General features: G+C 70.4%; 12 protein-coding genes. 2 read left to right on the forward strand and 10 right to left on the reverse strand.

All coding sequences use genetic code 11. From position 1 onward, the window contains the following. Positions 1-389: 389 nt before the first annotated feature. From rpsO to ABFT43_RS12505, 3 genes are all read right to left on the reverse strand, one after another. Positions 390-659: a 30S ribosomal protein S15 gene (rpsO, locus tag ABFT43_RS12495; protein ID WP_006899227.1), complete on the reverse strand. Its 270-nt coding sequence runs from the start codon at positions 657-659 to the stop codon at positions 390-392. A gap of 78 nt (positions 660-737) precedes the next feature. Beyond that, complete coding sequence (locus tag ABFT43_RS12500) at positions 738-1,415, reverse strand: hypothetical protein (RefSeq protein ID WP_347960656.1); 678 nt, start codon at positions 1,413-1,415, stop codon at positions 738-740. Continuing rightward, entirely contained in the window at positions 1,412-2,380 is a 969-nt protein-coding gene (locus ABFT43_RS12505) for a bifunctional riboflavin kinase/FAD synthetase (RefSeq protein ID WP_347960657.1), read from the reverse strand. Before ABFT43_RS12505 ends, ABFT43_RS12500 begins: the two co-directional genes overlap by 4 nt. A gap of 93 nt (positions 2,381-2,473) precedes the next feature. Here ABFT43_RS12505 and ABFT43_RS12510 point away from each other — a divergent pair, with 93 nt between their 5' ends. Then, a complete protein-coding gene (locus ABFT43_RS12510) occupies positions 2,474-3,178 on the forward strand; it encodes a metal-dependent transcriptional regulator (RefSeq protein WP_347960658.1) in 705 nt (234 codons plus the stop codon). Positions 3,179-3,255: 77 nt separating this feature from the next. Here ABFT43_RS12510 and truB read toward each other — a convergent pair whose 3' ends face one another. From truB to ABFT43_RS12525, 3 genes are read right to left on the reverse strand one after another with little or no spacing between them, the layout of a single operon-like run. Continuing rightward, positions 3,256-4,155 carry a tRNA pseudouridine(55) synthase TruB gene (gene truB / locus ABFT43_RS12515; RefSeq protein WP_347960659.1) on the reverse strand — a complete coding sequence of 300 codons (900 nt, stop codon included), beginning with the start codon at positions 4,153-4,155 and terminating at the stop codon, positions 3,256-3,258. 1 nt (position 4,156) lies between these two features. Beyond that, the gene (locus ABFT43_RS12520) at positions 4,157-4,813 is read right to left on the reverse strand and encodes a 4'-phosphopantetheinyl transferase family protein (protein ID WP_347960660.1); all 657 of its coding nucleotides are present in this window, start codon (positions 4,811-4,813) and stop codon (positions 4,157-4,159) included. Further along, a complete protein-coding gene (locus tag ABFT43_RS12525; RefSeq protein WP_347960661.1) occupies positions 4,810-5,793 on the reverse strand; it encodes a metallophosphoesterase family protein in 984 nt (327 codons plus the stop codon). Before ABFT43_RS12525 ends, ABFT43_RS12520 begins: the two co-directional genes overlap by 4 nt. 144 nt (positions 5,794-5,937) lie before the next feature. On the opposite strand from ABFT43_RS12525, the gene ABFT43_RS12530 reads away from it, so the two are divergent. Continuing rightward, on the forward strand, positions 5,938-6,735 hold the full coding sequence (locus tag ABFT43_RS12530) for a hypothetical protein (protein ID WP_347960662.1): 798 nt from the start codon (positions 5,938-5,940) through the stop codon (positions 6,733-6,735). Between the two features lie 38 nt (positions 6,736-6,773). Here ABFT43_RS12530 and ABFT43_RS12535 read toward each other — a convergent pair whose 3' ends face one another. The 4 genes from ABFT43_RS12535 to infB all read right to left on the reverse strand — a co-directional run bounded on the left by ABFT43_RS12535 (position 6,774) and on the right by infB (position 12,557). Continuing rightward, positions 6,774-8,186 (reverse strand): MATE family efflux transporter, encoded by a 1,413-nt coding sequence (locus tag ABFT43_RS12535; RefSeq protein WP_347960663.1) that lies wholly within the window; start codon positions 8,184-8,186, stop codon positions 6,774-6,776. A 23-nt stretch (positions 8,187-8,209) separates the two neighbouring features. Further along, positions 8,210-9,166, reverse strand: coding sequence for a DHH family phosphoesterase (locus tag ABFT43_RS12540; protein ID WP_347960664.1), 957 nt, complete (start codon positions 9,164-9,166; stop codon positions 8,210-8,212). Then, positions 9,163-9,636, reverse strand: a complete 474-nt coding sequence (gene rbfA, locus ABFT43_RS12545; RefSeq protein ID WP_347960665.1) for a 30S ribosome-binding factor RbfA — start codon at positions 9,634-9,636, stop codon at positions 9,163-9,165. Before rbfA ends, ABFT43_RS12540 begins: the two co-directional genes overlap by 4 nt. Before the next feature lie 107 nt (positions 9,637-9,743). Continuing rightward, positions 9,744-12,557: a translation initiation factor IF-2 gene (gene infB / locus ABFT43_RS12550; RefSeq protein ID WP_347960666.1), complete on the reverse strand. Its 2,814-nt coding sequence runs from the start codon at positions 12,555-12,557 to the stop codon at positions 9,744-9,746. Positions 12,558-12,608 lie beyond the last annotated feature (51 nt).

Raw genomic sequence — 12,608 nt, forward strand, 5'->3', positions numbered from 1 at the left:
ATGCGGCCCATGCGGACATGGCCGCGTGTGCGGTTGAGGGTGGTCTTCGCGAGGTGCGCAGAACGTATGGCTGTGCCGTGGAACGAGCGCACGCGCGGATCGAACCGACCCAGAACGCGCCGAGAAGTGCACGGCAGCGGGTGAATGGCGCGACGTGTTCGCGCCGGATGAGTGCTCAGACGGCCTTCGATCGAAGCGGCCGGAACTGGTGTTCCGGCGGCCACTACCGAGGACCGATCTGGCTCGTCGTCACACGCTGCCTTGGAGTTCACGGCAACGATCCGTCTGTCAGCCTATCATCGACGCGCTTCGATACCTCAAAACAAGCGAACCGGCCACCTCCGCGTCGGGAGATGGCCGGTTCGAAGAACTCGTGTGTCGCGAGGAGATCAGCGACGCAGGCCGAGGCGTTCGATGAGCGAACGGTAGCGGTTGATGTCCTTCTTGGCGACGTACTTCAGCAGGCGACGACGACGGCCGACGAGCAGCAGCAGGCCGCGGCGGCTGTGGTGATCGTGCTTGTGCTGCTTCAGGTGCTCGGTCAGGTCGACGATGCGCTTGGTCAGCAGCGCGACCTGGGCCTCCGGCGAGCCGGTGTCGGTCTCGTGCAGACCGTACTCGGCGAGGATTTCCTTCTTCTGCTCGGCAGTCAATGCCATGGAGATACTCCTGTTTCTCAGTGCCGCGTCTTCACATGCCTCCGGTGTGCCACCGCGGACCGCAGCAACACCGATTGATCAGGCTACCTGCAGCGGGCCGCCCGCCCCAAATCCGGCGGCCACGACGTCCGGTAGGCCGACCACATGGATGCCCGTGTCGCGCCCGAGCCACCACCACACGACCACGACCGCGACGACCCCGATCACCGCACCGGCGGCGATCGCGACGGCCAGCAATCGCCGGCCCGCCGTGTCCTGGCCGCCGAGCGAGATGCCGACGAACCCGATGACCACCGAGGTCAGCGCGGCTGCCAGCAGGATGAAGATGCCTGCGGAGGGATCTCCGAGGTCCCCGGCCGCAGAGCGCATGCCGAGCTGGTTGATCGGCAGCGTGAGACCCAGGGGGCGGACGGGCACTGCGCCCGCGATCACGACCGCACCGACGCCGGCGCCCGCGACGAGGGCGAATCCCGGATGCGGGTTCCCGGCGCCACGTGTCACCGCGTAGAGGGCCGCGAGACCGCCCACGATGACCAGCAGTCCGAATGCGGTGGTGAACCAGCCGAGCGTCAGCTGCATCCCGAACAGCTCCGCGAGGTGCCGATCGGCGAAACCGAAACCGTTGGCGTCGATGCCGTGCCCGGTGCGCACCCACCGCATGAAGCCGGCCGCGACGATCACCAGTCCGAGGAAGACCGATGCGAGTGCGGCGGCGCGCGCCGTGGTCACGGCGGCGCCGGTGCTGCCGGCGTTCACTGTTCCGCCGCCGCCAGGATCTCCCGGGTCTTCTCGACGTCGCCGTGCATGGCCTCGATGAGCGCGTCGATGCCGTCGAACTGGACCATGCCGCGGATGCGGTGGACGAAGTCGACGGCGACGTGCTGGCCGTAGAGGTCGGCGTTCTTGTCGAGCACGAAGGCCTCGACGGTGCGGGTGCGCCCGGAGAAGGTCGGGTTGGTGCCGACCGACACCGCGGCCTGGTACCGCTCCCCCGGCACGACCTCGCCGACCGCGGGGCCGGCGCCGAGGATGGTGAACCAGGCGGCGTACACGCCGTCGGCGGGGATGGCCGCATACATGGGCGGCGCGACGTTGGCGGTCGGGAACCCGAGATCGCGGCCGCGTCCGTCGCCGCGCACGACGACGCCCTCGACCCGGTGCGGACGTCCGAGCGCCTCGGCGGCCAGATCCATGTCGCCGGCCGCGACGCACGACCGGATGTAGGTCGACGAGAACGTCACCGCGTGTTCACCGAACAGCTTGATCGCCTGCACCTCGAACCCGAAGCGCTCGCCGAGCTCGGTGAGCTTGGCGACGTTGCCCGCGGCCTTGCGCCCGAAGGTGAAGTTGTCGCCCACCACGACATCGGCGGCGTGCAGCTGCTCGACGAGGATGTCGTGGGCGAACTCCTGCGGCGAGAGCTTCGCCAGTTCGGGGGTGAACGGCATCACGCAGAAGACGTCGATGCCGAGTTCCTCGGCCAGCTCGGCACGCCGGGTCAGCGTGGTCAGTTGCGGCGGATGGGATCCCGGCCGCACGACCTCCGACGGGTGCGGATCGAAGGTCATCAGCACCGACGGGACGCCGCGCTTCTGGGCGGCCTCCGTCGCGGCGCGGATCAGTTCGGCATGCCCACGGTGCACACCGTCGAAGACACCGATGGTCACCACACATCGTCCCCAGTCAGCGGGGATGTCATCCAGACCTCGCCATCGCAACACGCGACCAGCCTACGGGGAGCACCTGTTCGGAACCACCACCGCCACACGGGTCGACGGAGATAACACCCGGGAAGGTGACGCTAAGCTCTATCCATGCCATGGCGATCAGACCGTCCGGTGACCGAGCTGTCACAGGTCACACAGGACTATCTGAAGGTGATCTGGACCAGCCAGGAATGGGAGGACGTCAAGGTCACCACCAAGCTGTTGGCCCAGTCCCTCGGTGTGTCCGCCTCGACCGCGTCGGAGGCCATCCGCAAGCTCGCCGACCAGGGACTGGTCTCCCATGAGCCCTACGGCGCGGTGACGCTCACCGACGAGGGACGCCAGGCCGCGATCCTGATGGTCCGCCGCCACCGTCTCCTCGAGACCTTCCTCGTTCGCGAACTCGGTTACAGCTGGGACGAGGTGCACGACGAGGCGGAGATCCTCGAGCACGCCGTCTCCGACCGCTTCATGGCCCGGATCGACGCGAAACTCGGCTTCCCCGACCGGGATCCGCACGGCGATCCGATCCCCGGACTCGACGGGTCGATCCCCGCGCCCGATGCGGCGCTGCTGTCCGACCTCGAGGTCGGGGCTTCGGGCTGCATCGCGCGCATCTCCGACACCGACCCGGAGATGCTGCGCTACTTCGACGAGGTCGGGGTCGCGCTCGACCGCGTCGTGACGGTCGCCGAGAAGCGCCCGTTCGCCGGGACCATCTCGGTCTCGCTGGACGACGCGGCGCCGATCGACCTCGGCGACATCGCCGCCCGCGCGATCTTCGTCGTGCCGCGGGACGCGGCCACCGGGTGACACCGTGCCGCGGGACGCGGCCACCGGGTGACACCGTGCCGCGGGACGCGGCCACCGGGTGACACCGTGCCGCGGGATCAGCGCAGCGTCGCCGGGCGGACCACCATCACCGAACTCGCGCGCTTGCCCTTCTCCTGGACCAGCGCGATCGCGCGTTCGTGCGGGTCGACGACGACGTAGATGCCCTTCATCCCGATCGGGGTGAGCCAGCGTCCCTGGCTGATGGACTCGGCCTCGTCATCACTGATGTCGCGGCGCGGGAACGAGATCTTGACGGCCTCGTCGATGTCCAGGCTGAGCTCGCCGTCCTCGCGTACCTCGTCGAGGGTGCGGGCGTGTTCGAGGGTGAACGGCCCGACGGCGGTGCGGCGCAGCGCGGTGAGGTGGCCCCCGACCCCGAGCGCGGCACCCAGGTCGCGGGCCAGCGACCGGATGTAGGTGCCCGACGAACAGTCCACCGCCACATCTATATCCACGAACCCTCCGTCGCGGCGGATGTCGAGCACGTCGAACCGGGACACGGTCACCGGGCGCGGCTTGAGGTCGAAGTCGGCCCCGGTGCGTGCAAGTGCATGAGCCCGCCGCCCGTCGACCTTGATCGCCGAGACCTTGGCGGGGACCTGCTGGATGTCCCCGGTGAGATCGGCGACGCCGACGGCGATCTGCTCGTCGGTGACCGCGGACGCGTCCGCGGTGGTCAGGATCTCGCCCTCGCGGTCGTCGGTGTCGGTCGACGCGCCGAGGCGGATGGTCGCCTCGTACGACTTGGTCGTCAGCGACAACAGACCGAGGAGCTTTGTGGCCCTTTCGATCCCGATCACGAGCACGCCGGTGGCCATGGGGTCGAGGGTGCCCGCGTGGCCGACGCGGCGGGTGTCGAAGATCTTGCGGCAGCGCGACACGACGTCGTGGCTGGTGATGCCGGCATCCTTGTCGACGATGAGCAGGCCGGCCCGCTCGATGGACTCGTCGGCCATGTCACACCACCGCGATGGTCGTGGTGATGATGTCGCGCTCGACGAGCCAGCGCCCGTGGAACTCGAGCACCGGCGACCCGCCGTCGGCGGCCTTGGGGTCGATGAGGATCCGCGAGGTGAAGGTCCCGCCGGTGGGCGCGGTCTGTTCGAAGGTGATGTGGGCGTCCTCGAATCCGAGCCAGCGGCGGGTGATCGGGAACCACGCCTTGTAGGTGGCCTCCTTGGCGCAGAACAGCAAACGGTCCCAGTGCAGTCCGGCGGGACGGGTCGCGAGGACCTCGCGTTCGGCGGGCAGGCTGGTGTGCTCGAGCACGCCGTCGGGCAGCGTGTCGTGGGGTTCGGCGTCGATGCCGAGCGACCGCACTCCCATCGCGTGGGCGACGACGGCGGCGCGGTAACCGTCGCAATGCGTCAGGCTGCCGACGACGCCGGCCGGCCACTGCGGCTCGCCCTTCTCCCCCTTGAGGATCGGGACGGGTTCGAAGCCGATGCGGGCCAGCGCCTGTCGCGCGCAGTGGCGGACGGTGGTGAACTCGCGGCGCCGCTTCTCCACGGCGCGGCCGATCAGCGCCTGTTCGGCCGGCAGGGGTTGCAGGCCGGGCGGATCGTCGAACGCCTCCGCCGAGGCGACCCCGGGCGGGAGGAGTTTCTCGATCACATCGGGTCCTTTCGTCCTTCGGCCTGCCGGCGCTGCCGCTCGGCCAGTCGTTGTTCCACGCGCGCGCGGAATTCCGCGGCGCGTTCGGCGTAGTCGGGCGGGAGTTCGAAGCGCACACCGTGTTCGGGGAGATCGGACTCGCCGAGCCCGTCGCCGGGCACGATGTTGCGCAGCAACGGTGTCGGCAGTCCGCGACGCTTCCACTCACGCGGGTAGCCGACCGAGACCTCCTCGAAGCGGATGCCGTCGTACCAAGTGGTCCGCGGGATGTGCAGGTGTCCGTACACGCAGCACTCGGCGTTGAACTCGGTGTGCCAGTCGGCGGTCAGCTCGCTACCGCACCACAGCGCGAACTCCGGGTAGATGAGCGCGTCGCAGGGTTCCCGGCGCAGCGGCCAGTGGTTGATGAGGACCTTCTTCTCGGCCGGGTCGAGGGCCTCCAACCGGCGCCGCGTGATCTCGATGCGCGCCCGTCCCCATGCGTCGCGGGTCGGGAACGGCTCGGGCGACAGCAGGAACTCGTCGGTTGCCACCACGTTGCGTTCCCGGGCCAGCGCGAGCGCGGTGAGCTTGTTGGCGGTCCCCGCGGGACGGAACGTGTAGTCGTAGAGCAGGAACATCGGCACCACGCGGACCGGGTCGCGGCCGTCGCCGGGATCGAACAGCGGGTACATGTCCTCCGGCGTCACGACACCGAGATCGCGGCAGGCCTGCACCAGATAGTCGTAACGGGCCACGCCGAACACCTGCAGCGGGTCCTTGGCCGTGGTGTAGAGCTCGTGATTGCCCGGCACCCACACGACGGTGTGGAAGCGCGTGCGCAGGCGTCGCAGGGTGTCGACGATGTCGTCGGTGCGTTCGGCGACGTCACCGGCCACGATGAGCCAGTCGCCCTCCGACGTCGGCTGGATCTCGTCGATGACGTGCTCGTTGCCCCGATGGGCGACGTGCAGATCGCTGATCGCCCACAAAGTTGCCACGGGGATCCATCGTGCCAGAACGTCCGGTTCACCCGTGCCCGGGGCGGTCCGACGTGGGACCATCGAGGCGTGTACGGCGCGAACGCTGCCCCACACCGATCCCGTGCACCGGGAAACCGCGGACCCTGGTGGGTCCAGATCGTCGTGAGCTCGGTGATCGGGATCGCGTTCCTCGGCACATACGCCGCGATCTCGTCCATGTTGCGCTCGATGGACGACGCCGGGTGGATCGAGTTCGTGGTCTGCGCCGTCGCATGGCTGGTGTTCCTGGGGATCACCGCGGTGTGGGCACGGTCGGCGGTGCGGGTCGCGGTCGTCGTCCCCCTCGGCCTGCTGTTGATCGGCGTCGAACGCGCGACGATGGTCCCCTTCCATCTCGACGCCTCGGTGACCGCGGATTGGGAGGTCTCCGTCTGGCGGGACGCGCGGATCGCGCACGTCGCCGTCCTCCTCGCCGGCGCGGTCGTGATCTGGTCCCTCGCGCGACGGCGGACCGGTTACACGTGGCTGGGCGTTGTGCCCGCGACCGGGATCGTCGTGCTCGGCACATGGGCGATGTACGACGACCCGCCGTTCCGACCGGCCGGCGGTCCGGTCGTCGCGCTCGCCGCGATCCTCGTGTTGTGGGGCTGCGATGCCGTCGGCCTGGCGGTGCACCGGAACCGGGATCGTGCACGCGCGGGTGATGCGCCGGCGGGTCATACGTCAGCGGGGCACACGTCAGCGGGTCGGGCCGCTTCCGGCCCGACCTCGGTCGAGTCGTTCCGCACGACGCGGCTGTACCGGACCCAGGTGGCGCGGTCGGAGGACCTGCGCGAGACCGAGCGCCTCAGAATGCCACCTCCACCGCTCGCCGAGCCGATCCGTCGGCCCGACGATCCCCTGTTCCGGACGACGCAGATCCGCCGACCGCACCGGGACACCGACGACGGCCGGCACTAGACCGGGCCGACTTGCAGACCCGCCCGAACCGGACCGACTCAGGACCGGACCGGGTCGGTACCCGCCTGTCGCCACCGCCCCGAGCGGATGCGCCAGACCACGGTCGCCAGGCGGACCACCATGAACACCACCAGGCCCGACCACACGCCGGCCAGCCCCCAGTCGAAGATCAGGGACAGCCAGATCAGCGGAAGGAAACCGGCGAGCGCTCCGGTGAGGGTCGCGGTGCGCAGGAACCTGGCGTCGCCGCTGCCGAGCAGCACGCCGTCGAGGGCGAAGACGACGCCCGCGACGGGCAGCATGCCGACGAAGAACCACCACGGCACCCCGATGGCATCGAGCACCGCGTCGTCGGAGGTGAAGATGCGCGGGATGAGTCCGGCGCCGGCGGCGAAGACCGCGGCCATCGCGGTGGCCGCGACCAGCGACACCCCGGTCACACGCCGCGCGACGGTGTCGGCGACGCGCAGGCGCCCGCCACCGAGTGCGGCGCCGACCAGCGCCTGCGCGGCGATGGCCAACGAGTCGAGGAACAGCGCCATGAACTCCCAGAGCTGCAGCACCAGCTGGTGGGCGGCGACCTGCGCGACACCGAAGCGCGCGGCGACCGCGGCCGCGGAGACGAAGCAGATCTGGAACGAGAGGCTGCGCACGACGAGGTCGCGCGCCATGGTGAGCTGGGCGACGATGATCGCCCGGTCGGGGGCATACCCGCCGGAGCCCCCGGATGCCCACTCGTGGGACGACTCGTGGGACGACGAGGCCTCGCGAACGACCCGCACCACGAACAGGATGCCGGTCACTCCCTGCCCCACGACGTTCGCGACCGCACTGCCGGGCAGGCCGAGGCGTGGGAAGGGACCGATGCCGTGGACGAGACCCACGACCAGAACCGCGGCTATGGAGAGTCCGACGATCACGTAGATCACCGGACGACGGGTGTCCTGGACGCCGCGCATCCACCCGTTGCCGGCCATCGACAACAGGATCAGCGGCACCCCGAACATCGCGATCCGCAGCCACTGGGCCGCGTCGGCGGCGACCACCGCCGAATCCTCCGACGACGCGCCGACCAGCACCCGCATGATCGCGGGCGCCAACGGGTAGGCGATCGCCACGAGCAGCGCGCCGACGGCCACCGCGATCCAGCTGGCCTGCACGCCTTCGCGGACGGCGCCCGCGCGGTCCCCCGCCCCGAACCGGCGCGCCGAGCGGGCCGTCGTGCCGTAGGACAGGAATGTCAGCTGGGTGCTGATGATCGACAGCACCAGGGTGCCGACGCCGAGCGCGGCCAGTTCCCGGCCACCGAGACGGCCGACGACCGCGAGGTCGAGCAGCAGGTACAGCGGCGGCGCGATGAGCACGGCGAGTGCCGAGACCGTGAGGGTCGCGATCCGCCGGACCCCGGCCTCGCGGTCGGCGTCGGGTGCCGACGCGTCCCGGCCCGTCACCTCGGGGGACACCTCGTCCGGACTCAGAGCGACTCCAGCAGTCGCGCGACCACTTCCTCCGCGGTGCCGGTGTCGCTGTAGCCGGAGGCCTGCCGGTGTCCGCCGCCGCCGTGGGCGCGGGCGATCGGGACCAGGTCGACGACCTCCTTGCTGCGCAACGACACGGTCCACCGGCCGGGCTGGTTCTCCTTGAACACCGCGGCCACCTCCGCGTCGCGGGCGGTGCGGATGGTGTCGACGACGCTCTCGGACTCCTCCCAACTCATGCCGGCGAGGGCCTTCTGGTCGACGATCGCGTAGACCAGACCCTCCCCGTTGCAGGCCGACGGGACGAGCTTGGCCGAGGCGAGGACCTCGGACATCATCGAGAACCACTCGAACGGGTGGGAGTCGAAGAGGATGCGGCTCCACTTGCGGGCGTCGACACCGGTCTCGAGCAGACGCGCGGCGATGCGGAACGACTGCGGCCGTGCCCACCGGAACGATCCGGTGTCGGTGGTGAGTCCCGCGTAGATGCAGGTCGCGATGTCGGCGTCGAGGTCGACTCCGAGCTCGTCGAGCACCTCGAGGACGAGCACCGCGGTGCAGTCCGCGGTCGGGTCGACGAGGTCGATGTCACCGAAACCCGGGTTCGACGCGTGATGGTCGATCACGATCGACGTGTCGGCCGCGGTGAACACCGCGCCGAGCTCGTCGAGCCGCTCCAGGTTGGCGGCGTCGACCGCCACCACGAGCCGATGCCCGACCAGCTCGTCCGGGGCGCACAGCAGCTTGCTGCCGGGCAACCCGGCCAGCGAGTCGGGCAGCTTCTCGGATCCCGGATATGCGACCTCGACGTAGACACCTCGACGGTCGAGGGCGAGGCCGAGTGCGAGGCCGCTGCCGATGGTGTCCGCGTCGGGGCGGATGTGGCAGCAGATCGTCACCGCTCGCGCGGAGGCCAGCTTCGCGGCGATCGCTGCACTCGCCGAACCGTTCACTCGTCCGTGCCGCCGTCCGCGGAATCGTGCTCGGAGTCGGGCTCTGGCGTGCGATAGGGATCGGGGTCGCCGGCCGGCTTGGCCTGCGCCGCCCGGCGGGCGACCAGCTCGTCGGCGGCGCGAGCGCGGGCGACGAGCTCTTCTATCTGACGCGCCGCGTCCGGGACGGTATCGAGGACGAAGCGCAGGGTCGGCGTGAAGCGGACCCCGGTGCCTGCGCCGACCTTGGAGCGCAGGACGCCGGTGGCCTTGGCCAGGCCGGCGGCCGCCGCCTCGTAGTCGGGTTCCTCGTCGAGCGAGGCACCCATCACGGTGTAGTAGATCGTGGCGTCGTGCAGGTCGTTGGTCACCCGGGTGTCGGTGACCGTCACGTAGGCCAGGCGCGGATCCTTGATCTCATGGGCGATCGCCGAGGCGACGATCGTGGAGATCCGCTTGGCCAGGCGCTGGGCCCGTGCCGGATCTGCCATCGGGAGTCCTTCCGTAGCGGTGACGTACGCGCCGGCCCGGGTCCAGGATCTGGACCGGTCGGGCCGGCGCGCACGGTGTGGGTCGAGAGAGCCAGGCGCTCACGCGGTCAGTCGCGCGGCTTCTCCTGAAGCTCGTAGGTCTCGATCACGTCGTCCACCTTGATGTCCGAGTAGGTCAGCGTGAGACCACATTCGTAACCCTCGCGAACCTCGGTGACGTCGTCCTTCTCGCGCCGCAGCGACGACACCGTGAGGTTGTCGGCGACGACGACGTTGTCGCGGAGCAGACGCGCCTTGGAGTTGCGGCGGATGACGCCCGACTGCACCAGGCAACCGGCGATGTTGCCGACCTTCGACGACTTGAAGATGGCGCGGATCTCGGCGCGGCCGAGTTCCACCTCTTCGTAGATCGGCTTGAGCATGCCCTTGAGGGCCGACTCGATCTCGTCGATGGCCTGGTAGATCACCGAGTAGTACCGGATGTCGACGCCCTCGCGGTTGGCCAGCTCGGTGGCCTTGCCCTCCGCACGGACGTTGAAGCCGATGATGATCGCATCCGACGCGGTCGCCAGGTTGACGTTGGTCTCGGTGACACCACCGACACCGCGATCGATGATCCGCAGGCTGACCTCGTCGCCCATGTCGATGCCGAGCAGGGCCTCCTCGAGGGCTTCGACCGTACCGGCGTTGTCGCCCTTGAGGATGAGGTTGAGCTGCGCGGTCTCCTTGAGCGCCGAATCCAGGTCCTCGAGGCTGATGCGCTTGCGGCTGCGTGCGGCGAGCGCGTTGCGCTTGCGTGCGTTGCGCCGGTCGGCGATCTGCCGGGCGATGCGGTCCTCCTCGACCACGAGCAGGTTGTCACCCGCACCGCAGACCGAGGTGAAGCCGATGACCTGGACGGGCCGCGACGGGAGCGCCTCGGTGACGTCCTCGCCGTGCTCGTCGACCATGCGCCGGACACGTCCGTACGCGTCGCCGGCCACGACCGAGTCGCCGACCCGCAGGGTGCCGCGCTGGACCAGCACGGTCGCCACCGGACCACGACCACGGTCGAGGTGCGCCTCGATGGCCACACCCTGGGCGGGCATGTCCGGATTGGCGCGCAGGTCGAGCGCCGCGTCGGCGGTCAGCAGGACCGCCTCGAGCAGCTGGTCGATGTTGGTGCCCTGCTTGGCCGAGATGTCGACGAACATGGTGTCGCCGCCGTACTCCTCGGGCACGAGGCCGTACTCGGTGAGCTGACCGCGGATCTTCTGCGGGTCAGCGCCCTCCTTGTCGATCTTGTTGACCGCGACCACGATCGGCACGTCGGCCGCCTGGGCGTGGTTGATCGCCTCCACCGTCTGCGGCATGACGCCGTCGTCCGCCGCGACCACGAGGATCGCGATGTCGGTGGCCTTCGCGCCGCGGGCACGCATGGCGGTGAACGCCTCGTGACCCGGCGTATCGATGAAGGTGATCAGGCGATCCTCACCGTTGAGGTGGGTGTTCACCTGGTAGGCGCCGATGTGCTGCGTGATGCCGCCGGCCTCGCCCTCGCGGACGTTGGCCTTGCGGATCGTGTCGAGCAGTCGGGTCTTACCGTGATCGACGTGGCCCATGACGGTGACCACCGGCGGACGCTGCTCGAGGTCCTCGTCGTCGCCCTCGTCCTCGCCGTAGGTGAGGTCGAAGCTCTCGAGGAGCTCGCGATCCTCGTCCTCCGGGCTGACGACCTGGACCTTGTAGTTCATCTCCGAGCCGAGCAGCTCGAGCGTCTCGTCGTTGACCGACTCGGTCGCGGTGACCATCTCGCCGAGGTTGAACAGCGCCTGGACCAGCGATGCCGGGTTGGCGTCGATCTTCTCTGCGAAGTCCGAGAGCGACGCGCCGCGGGCGAGGCGGATGACCTCGCCGTTGCCGCGGGGCAGCCGGACGCCGCCAACCGACGGCGCCTGCATGTTCTCGTACTCGGCGCGCTTCGCCCGCTTCGACTTGCGGCCCTTGCGGGGTGCACCACCGGGACGACCGAACGCGCCGGCCGCGCCACCGCGGCCGCGTCCGCCGCCACCACCGGGACGACCGCGGAAGCCGCCGCCTGCGGGTGCACCGGGACCGCCGCCGCCGGGACCACCGCGGTAACCGCCGCCGCCGCGACCGCCGCCTGCGCCGCCACCGCGGCCCGGACGGGCGTCGGGACGGGCCGCACGCTGCGGCATCGCACCGGGGCTGGGACGCGGGGGCATGTTGCCCGGGTTCGGACGGGGACCGCCCTGACCCGGTGCGGGACGACCCCCGCCGGGGCGCGGACCACCCTGCCCTGCGGGACCGGGACGGCCGCCACCGGGACGAGGACCACCCTGGCCGGGGCCGGGACGGGCCGCCGGACGCGGCGCCGGCGCCGGGGTCGAGGAGTAGGGGTTGTTGCCGACGCGCGGTGCACGCGGACCGGGCTTGGGACCCGGTCGCGGACCGGGGGCCTTCGACGGAGCCGGGCTGCCGGCCGATGCGGCCGGGGCCTGCGGGGCCGGGGTCGGCTTGGGTCCGGGCGTGGGTGCCGGACGCTCCGCGGTCGGCTGGGCCGGTGCGGGTGCGGGTCCGGGCTTCGGGGCACCAGGCTTGGGCGCCGACGGGGTGGCCGAGGGGCCGGGGGTGGGTCGGCCTGCTGCCGGGGCAGCCGGCGCGGCGCCGGGCTTGGGGGCACCGGACGGCTTGGGTCCGGGCTTGGCCGACGAACGGGGGCCGGGTGCCGGCGATCCGCCGTCCTTGGCTCCCCCGTCCTTCGGGGTGAACGATTCACGCAGTCGACGGGCCACCGGGGCCTCTACCGTCGACGACGCCGATTTGACGAACTCGCCCTGCTCCTTCAGACGTTCCAGCACCTGCTTGCTGGTGACGCCGAGCTCCTTGGCCAGTTCGTGCACGCGGGCTTTGCCTGCCACTGCTCTCCTTTGCTGGAGGCCAAGCGGCTTCAACCCGCTACGGCCTCGATC

This window comes from Gordonia aurantiaca, from assembly GCF_039939235.1.
Classification (GTDB): Bacteria; Actinomycetota; Actinomycetes; order Mycobacteriales; family Mycobacteriaceae; genus Gordonia.

Bases quoted from the DNA above. Each gene is read 5' to 3' on its own strand.
- rpsO (WP_006899227.1), bottom strand. From the start codon at position 659: ATGGCATTGACTGCCGAGCAGAAGAAGGAAATCCTCGCCGAGTACGGT.
- ABFT43_RS12510 (WP_347960658.1), top strand. From the start codon at position 2,474: ATGCCATGGCGATCAGACCGTCCGGTGACCGAGCTGTCACAGGTCACA.
- truB (WP_347960659.1), bottom strand. From the start codon at position 4,155: ATGGCCGACGAGTCCATCGAGCGGGCCGGCCTGCTCATCGTCGACAAG.
- rbfA (WP_347960665.1), bottom strand. From the start codon at position 9,636: ATGGCAGATCCGGCACGGGCCCAGCGCCTGGCCAAGCGGATCTCCACG.